This window comes from Shewanella colwelliana ATCC 39565, assembly GCF_000518705.1.
Classification (GTDB): Bacteria; Pseudomonadota; Gammaproteobacteria; order Enterobacterales; family Shewanellaceae; genus Shewanella; species Shewanella colwelliana.
The window spans coordinates 248,859-268,596 of the sequence record NZ_KI912479.1 but is presented as its reverse complement, the minus strand read 5'-3'; the positions used below and the strand labels follow the sequence as shown (position 1 = coordinate 268,596).

Sequence of the window (19,738 nt, the reverse complement as noted above, 5' to 3'; positions counted from 1 at the left end):
CACCTCTGTGATTGCTTAACTCATACCTCAATAGATAGCACGAAGAGCCAAAAAATTTCACATAAAAAATAATTAACGCATAAGAGTTAAGCAAACACCCTTTGACCTATTGAACACTAAGGTGTCCCATGAGACGCTTAACCCATCTTAAATTACTGGTGTTGCTTTTATGCCTGTTGCCCTTTCCTTATCCGTTCCTGAAATCATTGCATTGGCCGGTGTCGCCTTTCTCTCCATTCTTATCGGTGCGCTGATCAATCAACGCCTCACTCGCAGCAGATGGCAGCAGCTTAAGCAACAACAGATTGATGAGCACGCCGTTGCGATTGAAGCACTCAACCAACAACAAGCACTAACTCAAGCTGCATTAGAAGACAAGCAACAAGATAATTATGCACTGCAGCAGAAATTAGATCATCAAATGACATTATTGGGCATGAGCCAAGCACAAGCCCAGCGCTGCAATGATTTAGAAGAGCTGTTGCAGCAAACACAACGTAAACAGTTAGAAACCCAACTTGCCTTGTCAAAATCCAATGCGATGCAGCAAACCTTAATGGTGAAACATCAAGCAGAAGCGCAAGCCTTAGAGGATAGAATCGCCCAACTTAACGCCTCAGAAACGCGCTTAAGTGAGCAGTTTGAAAACCTCGCCAACAAAATATTTGATGCCAAAAGCGAAAAGCTACAGAGCCAGAGTCAACAACAATTAGGCCATATACTGTCCCCCTTCAAACAACAATTAGAGGGCTTTCGTCAGCAGGTCCAAGAGTCATATACCGTAGAGCAAGCTGAGCGCAGTGCGTTCAAACACCAGTTAGAATCGCTAAAAGCGTTAAACTTACAGATGAGCCAAGACGCCATTAATTTAACCAAAGCCTTAAAAGGCGACAACAAGCAACAGGGCAATTGGGGTGAAGTGATCTTAGAACGGGTACTGCAAGAAAGCGGCCTGCGTGAAGGTCATGAATATGATACCCAACAAGACCTTAAAAATGATCAGGGTAAACGATTTAAACCCGATGTCATTGTTCACCTACCAGAAAACAAAGATGTAGTGATTGATGCCAAAATGTCACTAGTTGCCTATGAGCGTTATTTCAATAGCGACGATGAAGCGATTAAACTGACAGCCATTAAAGAACACTGCCAATCTATTCGAGCCCATATTAAAGGGCTCAGTCAAAAGGACTACCAGCAGTTGCATGGCTTAAAAAGCCTCGATTATGTGCTAATGTTTATTCCACTCGAACCTGCATTCTTGTTAGCGATTGAACATGATCCTAGCTTGGTTAACTATGCGCTTGAAAACAACATAATGTTGGTTAGCCCAACCAATCTATTGGTCGCCTTAAGAACAATCAATAATATCTGGCGTTATGAGTATCAAAACCAAAATGCGCAGCGGATCGCCAAGCAAGCGGGTAAAATGTATGACAAATTGTGTGGTTACATAGAGGATATGGACAAAGTGGGCCGCGCCATCGACTCTCTGGATAAAAGCTACCAAAATGCAATGGGTAAGTTGAGCACAGGCAAAGGAAATTTGCTTCGTCAAGCTCATCAGATGCAGCAACTTGGTGTCGTCACCACTAAACAGCTTGATGCACAACTGGTGGATAAAGCGTTAGATGAGCATCAAGCGTTTGACACAAAACTGAATTAAAGGAATGTTAACCTGGTGGTGAGTCGCCACATTTAATAGGGAAAGTTAACTAGGAGTTAATAAAAATGCCATTGCCGTTATATCGCATTTTTGCTTATCGAGTTTTACAACTGTTTATAGCGATGTTGATAAGCACGAGTGCCAGTGCATCCGCGCTAAGCGCACATCAACAGCAGTACCTCGAAGCCAGAGAAGCGTTATCACAAGGAAGAATGGCTGACTATCAATCACTGCGTCACACGCTCAAGGGCTATCCATTAACGCCCTATCTGGATTTTCATGCCAATATTGATGATATTTTATCGCTAGATGGCAGCACGGCATTAACCGCAATCGCCTCTTTTCAAGACACGCCTTTATATCAAACAGCACGTTATCGTTATCTAATGGCTGCTGGTAAACAAAAGCGCTGGCAAGACTTTTTGCTTATCAGTCCTGACGAACCTAACAACTTAGTACTGCAATGCTATTTCTATCGGGCCCAAAGAACCGCTGGTAAGCTTGAGTTGGCTTATAAAGGAGCTAGCAAACTCTGGCTACATGGACGCTCACGCCCCAAGGAATGTGATCCTCTATTCACGGAATGGGAAAAAGCAGGCTACCGCACTCAAGACTTAATCTGGTCACGTATGTTATTGGCTTTCAATGCAGGTGAATATGGGCTACTCAAGTTTTTGGCAAAAAAGGTCACCACACATAAAAGCGATGCGCAGCGCTTGCTCAGTGTTTATAAAGACCCAAGAACCTTAAGGCACAGTAAACCGTTTCTCGCTAAAGCAAATATTAACGCCGATATTGTCGATGCAGGTATTCGTCGTCTAGCAAAAAAAGATCTTAACAAAGCGGTAAAACTCTACTTGATGTATCAAAAAGCGGACCGTTTTAGTGATCATCAAGGACGAAAACTAAGTCGTTATTTGATTAAACGAGCCCTCATACGACAAGAGGACTCACTGCAAAGCTTTATCGATAGCATGCTACCGCTGCTCGATAGCGATGATTTAGTCGAACTCAGACTCCGCTGGGCTATTCGCCAAGCCGATAAAGAAAAGTTACCGCAGCTTCTCACCTTACTTACACCAGAGAAACAGCAAAAGGCACGCTGGCAATATTGGCTAACAAAATACCCGCAGCACGCGAACACCTTAACGCAGCAAGGGTTAGCTAACCTAGCAAAGCAACGCAATTTTTACGGCTTCAGTGCCGCCGATACCCTAAGCCTTGAGTTTCAACTGGGGCATCAGACAACCCTTAAAGATGCTGAAATATACACCAGCCTAGACCATGACGCAGGCTTAGCCCGCGTAGAAGAGCTACTCGCAATCGATAAAACCATCGATGCTCGTGCAGAATGGGTATTAATGCTTAATCGCCATCCAAAAGCCGTAAGGGCTCAATATGGCCTGCTCGCCCAAGCGCGCCAGTGGCATGATTTAGGCGTCCAAGCGAGCATTCAAGCACAACTTTGGAATGATATGACGATGCGTTTTCCCTATGCCGCGGACAAAGCCTTTAAGCAAGCCAGCCAACAGGTCAATGTAGATATTAATGAGATCAGAGCAATTGCCCGCAGGGAATCCGCCTTTTATCCGTGGGCCACGTCAGGTGTTGGCGCACGAGGTTTAATGCAATTGATGCCTGCAACAGCGAAGGAGACCGCTAAAAAATCAAAACTAAAATACCGTGGTCAAAAGAGCCTGTATGACATCGACATTAACACCCAACTGGGTAGTCGCTACTACAAACGCCTGCTTGAGCAATTTAACGGCAATAGAGTACTTGCGACCGCCGCTTACAATGCAGGTCCACACAGAGTCAAACGCTGGCTAGCAGTCAGTGATGGTCAGTTAGATGTCATGAGTTTTATCGAATCTATCCCCTTCACTGAAACTCGAGAGTATGTTCAAGCTGTGCTGAGTTATCGCATCATTTATCAAATCAAGCAACAGCAACCACCACAGCTGTTTTCTGAGCAGGAGCTCGCATTTCGTTACTAATGTCGACTTAATCAGAGATCTGTTAGTGCAAATTAGCAGCAGTTAGATCACTGATTATCAAAGATTCCTTGATCACAGCCCAGTAAGTGTTAATAATTATCATTTAGATTAACAGCGACGCATCATGACAGATCTTGCAATGCTCACTATGGGATGCGAGTACCAACCTTTGGTTAATGCCAAAACTGGGACAATTTACGGCTACGAAGCACTCGCTCGTTTTGTTACACCCAATAACAACCCTATTGCACCCAATCAGGTATTCGATCGACTGCATCATCACCCTGCGTTGCTAACCCAAGTTGAACTGGCGGCAAAACAGTTACAAATTGCCCATTCAAATCCTAATTTGGCGCTTTTTGTCAACCTAGACCCACACGCAGTTGATCTTGAAAATCTTCCTCTTTTTATTCGTGAGTTTGTCACGCATAGGCACCTTACCGTTGAAATTATTGAAAATACCTGCGTTAACGATGCACAAAAATCTGAAAAACTGGTCACTCAGCTACATCTATCTCAGATTAACACCGCTCTCGATGATATTGGTGCCCCCCATGCCATGCTGTCGCTTGCATTGATGAGCCAAGTGAGTTGCCTAAAATTTGATATGAGTTGGCTTAACCAACTTGCGTGTAGCCAGCAACGTTATCTCATTCAATCCTTAGTTCAGTACGGTAAATTTGCGGGAAAATTGACTATTTTAGAAGGTATTGAAACCGCAAAACAGCTCGATACTGCACAGGAACTGGGCGTCGACTTAGTGCAAGGCTTTCTATTTAAAACGGACTTTGTCACAGCCAAACCTAGGGTCGCCTTGAAACAACTTATCAAGGCACACGACAACACAGAAACCATTATTGGCTAGCCAAAACAGCCGTTCTATCGCATAGTTAAGCGATACTCGAGATAATGAATATTGATAAATGTTGGCTCACTCTCTACAAGGACAGTTATGTCTCACCAAGCGATAACCGCGTTATTAGCGCAACTCGAACAGGTACTGTTAGGTAAACCACAGCAAATAAAGTTGGCCATCACCTGTATTTTAGCCAAGGGACACCTTTTGATTGAAGATCTTCCAGGCATGGGGAAAACCAGTCTGTCCCAGGGGCTAGCGCAAAGTCTGGGCCTGAGCCATCAAAGAGTACAATTTACCAGTGACATGTTGCCAGCGGATATCTTGGGGGTATCCATTTTTGATAAAGAACAATCTCAATTCGTATTCCATCCAGGGCCTATCTTTAAGCAGATGGTGCTAGCCGATGAGATCAACCGTGCTAGCCCTAAAACTCAAAGTGCACTGTTAGAAGCGATGGCGGAGCAACAGATAACGGTTGATGGGATTACACACCCCTTACCGAGTCCCTTCTTTGTGATAGCGACGCAAAACCCAAGCGAACAGTCAGGCACTTTTCCGTTACCTGAATCACAGCTAGATAGATTTATGATGCGCCTCTCTATCGGCTATCCCGACAGCGAAGCTGAATTGGCAATGCTTAAAGGGGAAGGCACGACTGTGCAAGGCAACCATCTGCCACAGTGTATCGATCCGATGACATTAAAAAATCTACAGCAGCAAGTATTGGATGTAAAAGCCTCCGACGCGTTGCTCAACTACATCTTGGCGCTTATTAATGGGTCTCGCCAACTAAACGAAGGTTATGGGCTATCCCCTAGAGCCAGCAAATCACTGCTCAACGCAGCAAAAGCATGGGCATTCATTGCAGGCAGACACTACATAGTGCCAGAAGATGTGCAGGCGGTATTTCCTGCTGTTGCCGAACACAGGCTACGTCATGTCAGCCAGCAACAGGGAGAAGCGCTGTCCCATAAACTACTCAATAGTACTAATCCAATATTGTGACCAGTATGGACTTGAACCAGACAACAGACACCGTTTACCAACGCTGGTGGAAAGGCTGGTTATCTCGGCGGCTACCGCCACAAAATCGAGTGACATTAGCCCACAAAAGCATCTTTATCTTGCCCACAGGCTTTGGCCTTATCTGGTTGCTGCTGGTGGTTCTGCTGTTCCTATTTGGTACCAATTATCAAAACAACTTGGTTATCGCGCTTAGCTTATTGCTATTGAGCCTATTTAATACTTGCATTATTTATAGCTATCGTAATTTAGCGGGAATGACCCTAGAAGCAAAAACAGGCCCTCACGTTTACGCTGGGCAAACCGTACTCTATCCGGTTTACCTCAGTGCCAATCAGGTACAATACCAAGTTACGCTGTCTTACGGCGACAACGAAACTCAAACTGTCGCCAATGTCACCGATAAAGCGGTGCAAACCTTAGTCCCCTTTGCCAGCCAACGCCGAGGGTGGACTCACCCCGGCAGGCTTAAAGTTGAATCTCGTTATCCACTCGGACTATGCCGAGCTTGGTCAAATGTCGATCTTGATAATGCTCAGATCGTTTTCGCCACACCTATCGCTAGCGTGACGCAATTGCATCAACATCTACAAGATGGCACAACTGAACAACCCCTACGAGGCCGGTCAACTCAAGGTGTAGAGGAGTTTAAGGGATTAAAGCCCTACGTGTTTGGTGAATCTCTACATCAAATTGCATGGAAACAGCTCGCTCAGGGGCGCGGCATGTTAACTAAAGAGTTTGAACAGCCACTCAGTGCACCAACCTGGCTAACGTTTAATGACAAACACCCGGATTTAGAACTTCAACTCAGTGAATTAACTTGGTCTGTTGACCAATTGAGCGAGCAAGAACAAGCCTTTGGATTAGTGCTTCCAAACCAAACATATATGCCGGCAACAGGCCAGCATCACCGTTTAGCATCGCTTAAAGCGATAGCGACGATAGATCGCATTAGCACTAAGGGCAACCTCGGATGAGTCACGCACAAGGGGAGATTATTGGTCGCCAGAGCCTACTCTGGCTACTCGTGGTCAATACACTGGTGTTATTACCCCTGTATGACAAAATGACGCCATGGAGTATGGGAATATGTGCCATCTGTTTACTGTGGCGACTCGGTATCTTCAGCGGAAAAGTCGCTAAGCCGCCACGCTACCTCGTCACGGCGCTAGCGGTGGCATCGGCCATTACGCTTGCCCTAGTTACCAGTCAAATAGGGATGCTTAATGGACTAATTAACTTGCTTATTTTAGGTTACGCCCTTAAATATATCGAGATGCGAGATCGTCGAGACGTGCGTGCAGTGGTGCTAGTGGGCTATTTTCTCATCGCCATCACGTTTATTGAGAAACAGAGCTTGTGGTTTACGATACAGCTCACTTTAGTCGCCACAATCAATACCTGTGTATTAGTCAGCCTCTATCGAAATAGCGATTCGCTGCGCAGTACAGCGCGCCTCGGAACACAACTAATGCTGCAAAGTCTCCCCCTTGCGCTGTTTCTGTTTGTCGTACTGCCAAGATTACCGCCACTTTGGCTAGTTCCTTCAGCTAACAATGCCACGACCGGGCTCTCCGATGAGGTGTCATTTGGTGATATTGATCAGTTAACCCGCTCTACGGCGTTAGCGTTTCGGGTCACTTTTGATGCCGAGCAACCAAACAACGCAGAACTGTATTGGCGCGCACTGGTTATGGAGAATTACGATGGCAAACGTTGGACGCAAGATGAGAGTATCAAAAAAATTGAAAGAGCGGCCAACGCCGCCGCGAACAGAAAACCACCCCAAGGCCCGTTTCTTAGTTATGAAGTGATCACTGAACCCAGCCGTCAACATTGGTTGTATGGTATGGACCTCGCTTATAGCAGTGAAGCTGATATCCTCAACCTGCCCGATGGCCGTTTATATGCGGTATCGCGAGTCGACAAAAAACTCGAATACCGAGTCAGCTCCTTTAAAGAAGCGATACTCGACCGCCGCTTAGCACCAAACGTCAAAGCTCTTAACCTTGCATTACCCGAAAAAGGCAATCCAAAGACCCGGGCATTGGCACTGCAGTTCAAAAAAGATCACCCCGAACCCAAGGCGCGGTTAACTGCCATGATGCGCTATTTTAATGAGTCGCCCTACTTCTATACCCTACGACCCCCCCAAGTTGGGCCGCAGCAGTTGGATGATTTTCTGTTTGAAAATAAAGCAGGTTTTTGTGTGCATTATGCCAGTGCATTTGCCTTTATGGCCCGTACGACAGGTCTCCCCGCGCGGCTAGTGACAGGCTATCAAGGTGGTGAATGGAACCGAACCGCTGGTTATCTCAGTGTTTATCAATATATGGCACATGCGTGGGTCGAAGTGTGGCTACCCCAGTCTGGCTGGACCCGCTACGATCCCACAGCGATGATAGCACCTTCACGAATAGACGATGGATTTGATGCATTCTTTAACCCGCAGCAAAGCTACCTATTAGAAAGTCCATTTAGTACGCTCAGATTACGCCAATATCCACTGCTTAATAACCTGAGACTATCATTGGCTAGTATCGATTATTACTGGAGCAAATGGGTGTTGGGCTTTGATAATGAAAGGCAAAGCATGATCTTGAAAAAACTACTTGGGGATGTAACAAGCACTAAGCTTGCCATTTTCATGTTAGTGATTTTAGCCACAATAGGTCTTGCAATCGCCTACAGTGTAGGGTTACTGCACTTTTCTCGGCAGCAAGATAAGGTGGTCGCGGGATTCGAACAGATCTGCATCATGCTAGCTAAAAAAGGGGTCTCTAGGCCCATCAATGAGTCTCCAAGTGACTATTACAAGCGGGTATTGCAACACTATCCAGGCCTAAGAGAAACCCTTAATCCCTATATCGATTGCTATATCACTCTTAAGTACAAGCCTTTGAGTGATGCTGGGCGAAAAAGGGTTTTAAATCGCTATAGACAAACTTTACATCAGGCTAGAATAGCCATATTACGTCTAAATAAAACTAAGATAGCACCATGATGTTTTTTCCAGCAAAATCATCTAATAATCAGCCATTTTAATGGCTTTTATTGGACATGAACTAAGAAACACATAGAATGGTTTATCACAATTTGTCCCTAATCGAACATCGGCTTTAGCGGGATAAAAGGCAACGCGGATAAGGCACATTATGCTCTACTTGGTTCAATCAAATAGAATGGAATCTTTGGCAAAACTGCTCGCGGATGAGCTTAAAACGCCCATTGCAAACCAGCCACTATTAACTCCAGAGCAGATACTGGTTCAAAGTCCAGGGATGTCCACGTGGTTGCGTCTAGCCATTGCTGAACATAACAATATTGCTGCCGCATTAGAATTTCCCTTACCCTCAAGTTTCATTTGGCAACTTTGCCACTCGCTACTCAATGATGTGCCCAAAGAGAACGCCTTTACCAAAGCAGCTATGACGTGGAAATTGATGGATTTGTTGCCCCAGCTCATCCACCAGCCGATTTATGCTCCACTCGCGCACTATTTAGAGAACAATACGCTGCAAAGTCATACCGTCGACCACGCCTCGCTTAAGCTGTTTCAACTGTGCGGTCAAATTGCTGATATTTTTGACCAGTACTTAGTGTATCGTCCAGACTGGATTTTAGCTTGGGAAGCGGGAGAAAACACCCTACCGCCTAAACAGGAAATCCTTAACGAATCTCAAGCGTGGCAACCTGTATTATGGCGTGAGCTAATTCATTACAACCACAACCAATTAGCTCAAAGTACCTATCACAGAGCCAATCTCCATCAGGCACTATTCGATACGCTCGACGATCCAAATTGTCCACTGGATGGATTACCGCCGCGTCTATTTGTGTTTGGTATCTCATCCATGGCACCACAAACACTTGAAGTGATAGCTTTTCTCGCCAAACGTATCGATGTCATCATGCTTAACCTCTCCCCCTGCCAACACTACTGGGGAGATATTGTTGACCCCAGGCTCAGGGCTCGCATGGCACTGCAATACGCAGACAAGCATCAACTGGCACAGGACTGGGAAGATAAACTCGAGGTCGGCAACCCGCTGCTAGCTAATAATGGTAAAATGGGGCGTGAACTGCTCGACCTGATGTTAGAACTCCCGGAAGATAATACCGACTTTAGTTTTGAGTGCTTTGAGGACCCAGGCCACCACAACCTGCTCAGTGGCATCCAACATGATATTTTGGAAATGCAAACCCGCGGTGAGAGTTTAGGTCCTAACGGCGAGTTCTATCTTAGTATCGAAGGCCGACGTCCCCTTACGCCTACTGATGACTCAATTACACTGCGAAGCTGCCATAGCCCGTTACGTGAAATCGAAACCCTGCATGATCACTTGCTGACCATGTTGTCAAAACCAGCCGCATCAGGAGAGGTGCTCACCCCTAAAGATATCGTGATCATGATGCCAGATGTTGCGGCATACGCCCCCTATATAGATGCTGTTTTTGCGGCTAAAACAGGCAGCCATTATATCCCTTATGCAATAGCCGATCGTGGCGCGGCTCAAGAATCGCCGCTGATCAGCAGTTTCTTAAAACTACTGACCATCAACCAAAGCCGTTTTGCTCTCACTGACATCATCAGTATTTTAGAGGTGCCAGCTGTGCTGAGGCGTTTTGAACTCGATGATGAGGAACTCAGCGTGATTCGTCGCTGGCTTGAACAAGCTGGCGTACGTTGGGGGCGGGATGCTGCAGGTCGAACAGCACAACAACTGCCTCCTTTTGAGAAAAATGCGTGGTCATTTGGTATCAAGCGCCTGATTTTAGGCTATAGCTTTAGTGATAATGCTCCGGTCTACCACGACAAGTTAGCCCTAGATGGCGTTGAAGGACAATCAGCCCAAGCATTGGGTAAACTCCTCAATTTTATTGAAGCGCTCGATCAGTTTATGTTACAGCTCAAGGACAGCAGTCCGTTACCCGAACGAATAGAACAGCTGCAACAGTTAGTGGAGCAGTTCTACGATCCCATCGACGAAGAGCTGCAACAGGTACAAACCCTACACGCAGCGATAAGTCGCCTCAACGAAGAGGTTTCACAAGCCATCTATCAAGGCCAATTGAGCATAGATGTACTGCAAAATTGGTTTGTATCGCATCTTTCAGAGTCCCGTGTAGGCCAGCGCTATTTAGCCGGTAGTGTCAATTTCTGTACTCTTATGCCAATGCGCTCCATTCCCTTTAAAGTTGTGTGTTTACTGGGAATGAACGACGGTGTCTATCCTCGCGTACAGCATCCAGTCGGCTTTGACTTAGTCGCGCAATATGGCGCGCGAAAAGGCGATCGCTCTCGCCGTCTCGATGACAGATACCTGTTTTTAGAAGCCATACTGTCAACCAGAGAACAGCTCTATATCAGTTATATTGGCCACAGTGAGCGAGATAATAGCGAACGTATCGCTTCGATGTTAGTGTCAGAATTAGTGGAGTATTGCCAGCTGTGCTATCTACCAAGCTATTTTGACAGGCAAACGGTCAGCATCAACGATATCCAAGCAATTGAGCAAGCCGTTAGTGAGCAGTTGATCATCATGCAACCGCTGCAGCCTTTCGATGAGCGTCTCTATCAAGACGGCGGTACACTGCAACAAAGCTATAGCGAGCAATGGTGTCCAACCATCGCAGGCGGCGAGCCACATTTAGACTCCGGGTTTATCAACGCACCATTGACTCTCACCGATGAGCAAGAAAGTAACGAATTGGAACTGTCGGCGTTAATCCGTTTCTTCCGCAACCCAGCACAGTACTTTTTTAACCGTTCGCTTAAATTAGATCTCAATCTTTCGATTCAAGCCGATGATAATGATGAACCCTTCAGTTTAAATCCACTGTCACGCTACCAACTGCAAAGTGGCCTCATTGACGATGCAATCCGCCAGCAGCAAGAATCACCCGACTCACAGATGTTGCACAAATTAAAACTGGCAGGTCAACTACCACTGGCACCTTTTGATGACCTACTGCTAAACCAATATTTGCACGATATTAAACCAGTTATTGGTCGAACCCTTTATTTAAAAGGTGAAAAGGCGCACTCGGTTGATATCACGCTTGAGCTTGGCAACACCGCCCAACAAACATTAGTGGGGCGTATCGATGCCATTTCGGCAAAAGGGCTAGTTAACTATCGACCTGGCACTGCCAATGCCCGGGATCTTATTAGGGTGTATCTGCGTCATCTGTGTCTCAATGCCTGCACCACGCCGCAAGCCAGTACACAAAATAGAACCAGTTACTTACTCGACATTGGCCACTTTCATGCCTTTGCAGCCATTGAACCGCACCAAGCCCTCAATCAGCTGAAAATATGGGTCGATTATTTCAATCAAGGACAAAGTGTACCGCTTATGTTTATTCCCAGAACCGCATTGGCCTATGTAGAAGCTGAGGGCGATCATCACGAGAAGTTACTGGCAGCACAGACACAGTGGCTTGATGAACAGAGTCAACTCGGTGAAGGGTTAGAACCTCACTTCCAACGCCTCTATCGCTTTCCCGATGATTTCGATGCTCAAGGTTTTGGCGAGATCAGTTCCACACTGCTCTCTCCCATGCTGAGTCTTTACCACAAAGCACCGTTAAATGAGTTAGTCCGCTATGTGGAGGGGCAGTAATGCAGCACAGTAAATCATTAGATACCTTAACATTACCGTTTGGCGGAAAACGGCTAATCGAAGCCAGTGCGGGCACGGGGAAAACCTATACCATTGCGGGCCTCTATGTGCGTTTACTACTGGGACACGAGATCCCGGCACCGCTAAGCTGCGAGCAGATCTTGGTGGTTACCTTTACCAACGCCGCAACGGGTGAGCTTAGGGATCGCATTCGCAAAAAAATCCAGCAGGCTTACAAACGCTTTATAGGCCTCGCCATCGATGATGAGCTCATTGAGCAGCTGTACCAACAAACCCCAACAACAGAACTTGCCATTGCCCGCAAGCGTTTAGACTTGGCACTCAAATCCTTAGACGAAGCCTCAATTTTTACTATCCATGGCTTTTGCCAGCGGATATTGGCTGATATGGCATTTGAATCGTCGCTATTGTTTGAGTCAGAGTTTACCTTAGATGACAGCGAGTTTTTGCACCATGCAGTACGCGATTTTTGGCGTGAAAGCTGCTATCAGCTGCCCAGCTACTTGGCACAAGTAATACAAAATAAGTTTAATGATCCAGACGGATTAGCAAGTCAGCTTCGGCCATTACTGGGGGCAAGCCAAGCGATTGCCACACCAACTCCCATCGAGTTTGCTGCTCTCTCGGCGCAAGTCAGCCAAAGTTTAAGCCGGCTTAAGCTGACTTGGCAGCGAGAGCGAGAGGCAATTGAAGCGTTATTGCATCAACTGCCTCTCAACGGTGTCCGCTTTGGAAAAAAAGACCAAGGTTACCCTAAGCTAGCCGCAATGCTTGATGCCATGGATAACTGGGGCAAATATAGCCAAGCTCTGCCCGATCTTAAAGTGCTCGATGCACTCTCTTTGCACAATCTAAAGCTTAACAAAGGCGGCGTGTTACCCACACCTGATGAAGCCCCGTTACTGGCTCACATTGAAAGTCTAAGCCAATTACTCGCTCAGTTGGTACCTAGCTTTCTTTTTACCGCCCGCGAAGGTATTTCAGCGCGATTTACACGGCAAAAACAGGAACGAAACCTGCTTACGCCTGATGATCTACTCACCACCTTGGCGCACGCATTAACCATGGACAGTGCCACACCACTGGCCACCAGTATTGGTAAACGTTTTCCTGTCGCGCTCATCGATGAGTTCCAAGACACGGATCCATTGCAATATCAGATTTTTAGTCAAATTTATGATCAAGATGAAACGGTGTTAGCGAAACTAAGTCTGCTGATGATTGGCGATCCTAAACAGGCCATTTACGCCTTTCGCGGCGCCGATATCCATACCTATATCAATGCCAGAAATAATACCGAAGAGCACTACAGCTTAGACACCAATTACCGCTCTAGCGCTAATATGATTGCGGGTGTGAACCAGCTGTTTTCGCAGCATTCAGATCCCTTTATCAGTGAGGCCATTCCCTTTGACTCAGTCGCGCCATCGCCCTTTGCAATCAGTAAACAACTCATTGAGGCAGAGCACGACAACAGTGCACTGCGAATTAAACTACTCAGTGAAGACCCAGATAAAGGCCTCAATAAGGCCAGCGCTCGCAAACTACTCGCACAAGACTGTGCCAATGAGATAGTGCGGCTATTAACCCAAGCCCAGCAAGGCCAATGCCTGAATTGCGATAAACCATTGAAGGCAAGGGATATTGCTGTACTGGTGCGGGACAGAAATGAAGCCGCATATATTAAAACAGCGTTATCTGAGCGTAACATCGGTGCGGTATTTCTCAGCCGTGATAGCGTTTTTGCCACACTTGAAGCCAGAGAACTCGCACTTATCCTCACCGCAATTGCTAACCCAAAAGATGAGCGAACCCTGCGCAGTGCACTGGCCACTCATCTGCTAGGTTATAACTGCGAGGCGATTCATCGTTTTAACATAGATGAAGATACCCGTCAGACCTTGCTAGAGCAGTTTAACGCATTGCATCAACTTTGGTTGAAACGCGGCGTCATGCCTTGCCTCTTGGCTATGGCCAGCGAGACTAAGTTAATTGAGCGAATTCTCACACAACAAGATGGTCAGCGACGCTTAACTGATTTCAGGCACTTAGGCGAGCTTTTACAGCAAAAAGCCACTGAATTAGATGGGATAAGCGCTCTGGTTAATTGGTATGAACAAGCACTAATAGAGCACCAGGGCACGGAAGAGTCACAGCTTAGGTTAGAGAGTGAGCAAAACTTGGTGCAGATTGTCACCATTCATAAAAGTAAAGGCCTCGAGTATCCTGTCTGCTTTGTGCCCTTTGTCAGCTTAGCCAGAGACAACCGACGCAAGCCCTCGCCTATGCTCTACCATCATGATGGTCAACTGCTATGGGACATAGGTCAAACAGACGAAGGCTGGGAAAACCATAAACGAGAAACCCTAGCTGAAGATCTTCGTCTTCTCTACGTAGCGTTAACTCGTCCGGTTCTGGCGTGCTATTTGTATATCGCTAACCACTCAAGGTTCACCAAAAAAGCGGGGATCAGCAGTCAACTTCATGAAACGGCCATAGGTTACCTGCTGGGGATTGAAGATAAAAACTGTGAGTTTTCACAATTACAGAATCACGCACTGAAGCTCGCTAGTGATGCAATTAGTGTCACCACCATAGACGGCATCGCAGAGGCCCAGCCCGTCGAATTCACCGATGAACTCGCCACGCAGTTAGCACCTAAAACCTTAGTGCGACCGACGATGATACCTTGGCGCGTGGGCAGTTACTCCGGCTTGGTCAAACACCTCGCCCATGAGCGAGTCCTGCCTGGCAGTGATGATGAGACCTTTCCTGAAGTTAGCGTTATTCGAGATGAGCAGCCCGCTGCCGCGTCGCGCTTTACTTTCGAGCGTGGGGCAAACGCTGGTAGCTTTCTGCATCTTGTTCTTGAACTTATCGATTTTACCGACGCAGATACCACCTTGAGCACCCAGTTGCCCGGCGCAATGGAGAAATATGCTATCGATGAGCAGTGGCAATCTGTGCTACATCACTGGTATCTTGATTTACTGGCAGCACCGCTTGATAGCAATGCTTGCCTTAGGTTATCAGACCTATCATCTACGCAAACATTAGTGGAAATGGAGTTCTATCTGCCCATTTCACGGCTCAGCGCCAACAAGCTTAATCAGCTATTGACCGAATTTGGCTACAGCGCGGGTTTAGAGTTTGAAAGCTTACAAGGCATGCTCAAAGGTTTTATCGATTTAACCTTCGAGCACAACAATCAATTTTATATTGCCGACTATAAATCTAACCACTTGGGCGATGACTTTCATCACTATCAGGTTGACGCTATGCATCAAGCGATCCGCAGCCACAGATACGATCTGCAATACATCATCTATACCTTAGCGCTGCATCGCTATTTAAAAATGCGTATGCCAAATTATGACTATCAGCAACACTTCGGCGGTTGCTATTACCTATTTCTACGTGGCATGTCAGCCCACCACGCTCGATCAGGCGTCTATTTCGATAAACCACCGTTGGCGTTAATTGAGCGACTCGATGCCTTATTTGAATATAGCACCAGCGATATGGCCACTAGCGCTCATACATCGACTCAAGTGGAGCAGCCATTATGATCGCATTAGATAAACCGCTCGAGCGCTTACTCAAAGAGTGGGAGCAGCAAAGACTACTCACCGCTCTTGACAGGCATTTTGCCCTTGAAATGAGCGCTATGCATGCTGACAGCACGCCACTCTTTACCTTTATCTGCGCCCTACTCAGCCGGCAGCTATCCTTACAACATACTTGCCTACCGCTTAACCTCATCGACAATAGTAATCCTCTGGCTGAAGTCACTGCTCAGTGTCAGTTATTGGGTTCGACTGTAGAGTTAGTCGATGCCTTAAGCCAAAGTAGCGCTGTTGGCACGCCAAGCGATACAGGTAAACCATTGATTTTAGATGGAAACAACCTTTACCTGCAACGCTATTATCAATTTGAATATCAGGTGAGTGAGCAACTAAAAAGGCTGTGTGTTCCCATTGATGTTGACGATATCCCACACACTCAAACATTATTGTCCGCATTATTTTCGCCAACAGCCCAGGCACTAGACTGGCAAAAAATTGCCACCGCCACCGCGTTCAGCCACAAACTGGCGGTGATAACGGGTGGCCCAGGTACAGGTAAAACCACCACGGTAACCAAACTATTATTGTTACTCTGCCAGCAGCAAACATTGACCATCAAATTGGTGGCACCAACCGGTAAAGCTGCTGCGCGCTTGAGTGAATCGATAAAGGCTTCCAAAGTACGCTTAGCCACTGAACTTGGGCAAAAGAGCGATCCGCTATCATTAACCGCGTTAGCCGCAGTACCTGAAGAGGCGACAACCCTACACCGTCTATTGGGCGTGATCCCAAACTCCCATCGCTTCAGGCACCATAAGGATAATCCGCTGCGTTTAGATCTATTGATCGTCGATGAAGCCTCCATGGTTGACCTGCCTATGATGCATAAGCTGCTTGATGCCCTGCCCGAGCATGCGCGCTTGATTTTATTGGGCGATCAAGATCAACTGGCTTCTGTAGAAGCCGGCGCTGTGCTTGCCGATATCTGTGCAGGATTAAAACAGGTCTCTGCAGATGGCGTTAGCCAATGGCGAATGCGCTACAGCCCCGATAAAGAAAAGCTACTCAGCCAATTGACCGCTAGCGACTTAACCCCCTTTGTCAGCCCCGATGCCCAAATTGGCGATGCTCTGGCGATGTTAATGCACAGTCACCGTTTTCAAGGCGATGCCGGCATTGGCTTACTTGCTGGCGCCGTTAATCGCTCTGATCTGAAAGCTGTTCTGCACGTTTGGCAACAGGGCTATCAAGAGCTTTTATGGATTGAGCACCAAGACACACCTCAGGGGAATCTTGGGTTGCAGGCACTGCTTACGCAGAGTGTTGAACATTACGGTGTCTATTTAAAAGCCATTGCAAGTGGCTGCCATACGCCCAGTGAGATCATCGACAGGTTCAATCAATACCGCATATTGTGCGCCATGCGCGTGGGTGAATTTGGCGTCGAAGGCATTAATGCCAGCGTGAGCCAAGCACTGGCCCAGGCGCAACTTATTTCGCTAAGCCATGAATTTTATGCGGGACGCCCAGTGATCATTCAAAGCAACGACTACAATTTGGGACTATTTAACGGCGATATTGGGGTGATTTTGCCAGATGAAACCAATCACTCTCGGCTGATGGCCCATTTTGTTCAAGCCGATGGAAGCCTGTTAAAAGTATTACCCGCTAGGCTTCCTAGCCATGAAACTTGCTTTGCTATGACAGTTCATAAGAGCCAAGGCAGCGAATTTAGCCAAGTGGCACTGGTGTTGCCTCCACGACCGAGCGCTGCACAGCGTCAGCTATTGAGTAAAGAGCTGGTCTACACGGCCATCACTCGGGCCAAAAACCATTTTAGTTGTTTAGGCAGTCAAAAAATCTTTGAGGCAGCCTGTGCTCAAGCAACCCAGCGAGCCTCTGGCCTCGCTAACAGACTTTGGCAGTCATGAACCCAAGCACATTAACTGAGCTGCTGACGCAGTTCGGGAATAATCCACGCAGTAAACCAGCCTTTATCATAGGTAATGGTATTAACCGCTATGGTGCACCTGATGGCGCGATAAATGCGTGGGATACTATGCTACTGCAACTATACCAAGCCTTCGCCGATAGCGCGGTTACCCACATCCCGCACGGTATCTCCCTGACAGAGTTCTACGACTCTTTAACGCTTATCAATCACAGCGAAGATGTATCGCTGCAAAAAGCATTTTGCGCATTGATGGCAGATTGGCAACCCACGGCTCACCATAACGCCATTGTTGAATGGGCTAAGGCACACAATGCCCCTATCTTGACCACTAATTTTGAAGAAACCCTCAGTGCCGATCAGGGGCTCAACTTATATCATAGCAACCCTAAGCGATTTACCGATTACTATCCTTGGGGCAGCCATTTTGCACCACATAACCTTGATGATCCCACCAATGCCTTTGCAATTTGGCATATTAACGGCATGCAACGTTATGCTCGTAGCGTAAGGCTTGGGCTAAGCCATTATATGGGGTCGGTCGAACGAGCACGGGCACTGCTGCATAAAGGGGGCAAAGGACGACTCTTTGCCAATGACGATCTCAGCCATTGGAACGGCAGCTCAACCTGGCTACAGATCCTATTTAGCAATGACTTGGTGTTTATCGGTTTGGGGCTAGAAAGTAGCGAAATATTTATTCGCTGGCTACTGATTGAACGGGCAAAATATTTTAAAGCTTATCCCCAACGTCAACGAGCGGCCTACTTCATTTATGCACAGGAGGCACTGACACCAGGGCAAACCCTGTTCCTTAGTGCAGTCGGTGTAACCTTACTAAAACAAAACACTTACCAAGCCATCTATGAGACCCCTTGGGCAAGTTAGCTAAAACCTATTCCCTAGGATAGAAAACCAGCAATTGAGACCTAAGTAAGCGTGCAAAACTTGCATAAATTCCTCAGCGCGTCATAGTGGCCTTGGGTATAAATGTACTGGATATTATGGAGAAAAGATGCGTCCGACCAATCTATTGCTTTTGTGTGGTGGCGGTGGAGATGAACATGCAATCTCACTGTTGTCGGCTAACTATTTCGAAACCTCACTAGCAAAACTGCCTCACGTGTCTGTGTTACGAGTTGAGCTAGATGGCAATGGGCAGTATCGCACCAAAACGGACCAGCCCTGCGAGCTCACTAATCAAAAGGTGATCCGCTTTGACGATGAAAGCATCGCTCCATGGCCAGTCGATTATGTGATCCCCTGTATCCATGGTTTCCCTGGTGAAACCGGAGATATCCAATCCTACTTTGATTTGATCAAATTACCCTATTTTGGTTGTGACTCTGAAGGCTCAAGTAACTGTTTTAATAAGATCACCGCAAAGATGTGGTTTAGCGCGTTGGGGATCCCTAATACGCCTTACATCTTTTTAAACCAGCTGGATGATAATGCCATTAAACAGACAGAAGCCGCGTTTCAACAGTGGGGCTCAATCTTCGTTAAAGCGGCTTCACAAGGCTCCTCCGTCGGCTGCTACCGCGTCGATCAACAACAAGATATTAGCGCTGTTTTAACCGAAGCATTTAGCTTTTCACCTTATGTTGTTGTAGAGAAAACCATCCGTGCTCGAGAGTTAGAAGTAGCGGTATACCAATATCGTGGAGAAACTGTAGCCACATTGCCGGGCGAAGTGATCTGCTCCGCAGACACCTTTTACACCTTTGATGAAAAGTATGCTGCCAATAGCCAAGCCACCACCCAAGTCGTGGCTGATGTCAGTGACGAGATTGCAGAGCGTATTCGCGAGTATGCCATTAAGGTCTTTGATGGAATGAAGCTACGTCATCTATCAAGAATTGATTTCTTTTTAACGCCTGAGAATGAAATTTTATTAAACGAAATTAACACCTTCCCAGGACTAACGCCCATCTCAATGTTTCCAAAAATGTTAGCCAATCATGGTGATGATTTTAGCGAGTATTTAGCAGAAGCCATTGAACAAGGGGTAAGTCGGTAACTGACA

At 46.7% G+C, this 19,738-nt stretch carries 11 protein-coding genes; all 11 read left to right on the top strand.

Annotation, left to right across the window (positions count from 1 at the left end; translation table 11 throughout):
* Positions 1–169: 169 nt before the first annotated feature.
* The 11 genes from rmuC (at position 170) to L876_RS0117355 (ending at position 19,732) form a co-directional block, all read left to right on the top strand.
* On the top strand, positions 170–1,666 hold the full coding sequence (gene rmuC / locus L876_RS0117405; RefSeq protein WP_028764970.1) for a DNA recombination protein RmuC: 1,497 nt from the start codon (positions 170–172) through the stop codon (positions 1,664–1,666).
* A gap of 65 nt (positions 1,667–1,731) precedes the next feature.
* Complete coding sequence (locus tag L876_RS0117400) at positions 1,732–3,663, top strand: transglycosylase SLT domain-containing protein (RefSeq protein WP_037429157.1); 1,932 nt, start codon at positions 1,732–1,734, stop codon at positions 3,661–3,663.
* A gap of 124 nt (positions 3,664–3,787) precedes the next feature.
* Positions 3,788–4,528 carry an EAL domain-containing protein gene (locus L876_RS0117395; protein ID WP_028764968.1) on the top strand — a complete coding sequence of 247 codons (741 nt, stop codon included), beginning with the start codon at positions 3,788–3,790 and terminating at the stop codon, positions 4,526–4,528.
* 87 nt (positions 4,529–4,615) lie between these two features.
* Positions 4,616–5,527: an AAA family ATPase gene (locus L876_RS0117390; protein WP_028764967.1), complete on the top strand. Its 912-nt coding sequence runs from the start codon at positions 4,616–4,618 to the stop codon at positions 5,525–5,527.
* A 5-nt stretch (positions 5,528–5,532) separates the two neighbouring features.
* On the top strand, positions 5,533–6,525 hold the full coding sequence (locus L876_RS0117385; protein WP_051413173.1) for a DUF58 domain-containing protein: 993 nt from the start codon (positions 5,533–5,535) through the stop codon (positions 6,523–6,525).
* Positions 6,522–8,552: a transglutaminase TgpA family protein gene (locus L876_RS0117380; RefSeq protein WP_028764965.1), complete on the top strand. Its 2,031-nt coding sequence runs from the start codon at positions 6,522–6,524 to the stop codon at positions 8,550–8,552. Before L876_RS0117385 ends, L876_RS0117380 begins: the two co-directional genes overlap by 4 nt.
* A gap of 151 nt (positions 8,553–8,703) precedes the next feature.
* A complete protein-coding gene (gene recC / locus L876_RS0117375; protein WP_028764964.1) occupies positions 8,704–12,174 on the top strand; it encodes an exodeoxyribonuclease V subunit gamma in 3,471 nt (1,156 codons plus the stop codon).
* Positions 12,174–15,764 (top strand): exodeoxyribonuclease V subunit beta, encoded by a 3,591-nt coding sequence (gene recB, locus L876_RS22025; RefSeq protein WP_037429153.1) that lies wholly within the window; start codon positions 12,174–12,176, stop codon positions 15,762–15,764. The genes recC and recB overlap by 1 nt, the downstream gene beginning before the upstream one ends.
* Positions 15,761–17,692 carry an exodeoxyribonuclease V subunit alpha gene (gene recD, locus L876_RS0117365; RefSeq protein ID WP_028764963.1) on the top strand — a complete coding sequence of 644 codons (1,932 nt, stop codon included), beginning with the start codon at positions 15,761–15,763 and terminating at the stop codon, positions 17,690–17,692. The genes recB and recD overlap by 4 nt, the downstream gene beginning before the upstream one ends.
* On the top strand, positions 17,689–18,600 hold the full coding sequence (locus L876_RS0117360; protein ID WP_037429150.1) for a hypothetical protein: 912 nt from the start codon (positions 17,689–17,691) through the stop codon (positions 18,598–18,600). The genes recD and L876_RS0117360 overlap by 4 nt, the downstream gene beginning before the upstream one ends.
* 127 nt (positions 18,601–18,727) lie before the next feature.
* Complete coding sequence (locus L876_RS0117355) at positions 18,728–19,732, top strand: D-alanine--D-alanine ligase (RefSeq protein WP_028764961.1); 1,005 nt, start codon at positions 18,728–18,730, stop codon at positions 19,730–19,732.
* Positions 19,733–19,738: the final 6 nt, after the last annotated feature.

Bases quoted from the DNA above. Each gene is read 5' to 3' on its own strand.
- rmuC (WP_028764970.1), top strand. From the start codon at position 170: ATGCCTGTTGCCCTTTCCTTATCCGTTCCTGAAATCATTGCATTGGCC.
- L876_RS0117400 (WP_037429157.1), top strand. From the start codon at position 1,732: ATGCCATTGCCGTTATATCGCATTTTTGCTTATCGAGTTTTACAACTG.
- L876_RS0117395 (WP_028764968.1), top strand. From the start codon at position 3,788: ATGACAGATCTTGCAATGCTCACTATGGGATGCGAGTACCAACCTTTG.
- L876_RS0117390 (WP_028764967.1), top strand. From the start codon at position 4,616: ATGTCTCACCAAGCGATAACCGCGTTATTAGCGCAACTCGAACAGGTA.
- L876_RS0117385 (WP_051413173.1), top strand. From the start codon at position 5,533: ATGGACTTGAACCAGACAACAGACACCGTTTACCAACGCTGGTGGAAA.
- L876_RS0117380 (WP_028764965.1), top strand. From the start codon at position 6,522: ATGAGTCACGCACAAGGGGAGATTATTGGTCGCCAGAGCCTACTCTGG.
- recC (WP_028764964.1), top strand. From the start codon at position 8,704: ATGCTCTACTTGGTTCAATCAAATAGAATGGAATCTTTGGCAAAACTG.
- recB (WP_037429153.1), top strand. From the start codon at position 12,174: ATGCAGCACAGTAAATCATTAGATACCTTAACATTACCGTTTGGCGGA.
- recD (WP_028764963.1), top strand. From the start codon at position 15,761: ATGATCGCATTAGATAAACCGCTCGAGCGCTTACTCAAAGAGTGGGAG.
- L876_RS0117360 (WP_037429150.1), top strand. From the start codon at position 17,689: ATGAACCCAAGCACATTAACTGAGCTGCTGACGCAGTTCGGGAATAAT.
- L876_RS0117355 (WP_028764961.1), top strand. From the start codon at position 18,728: ATGCGTCCGACCAATCTATTGCTTTTGTGTGGTGGCGGTGGAGATGAA.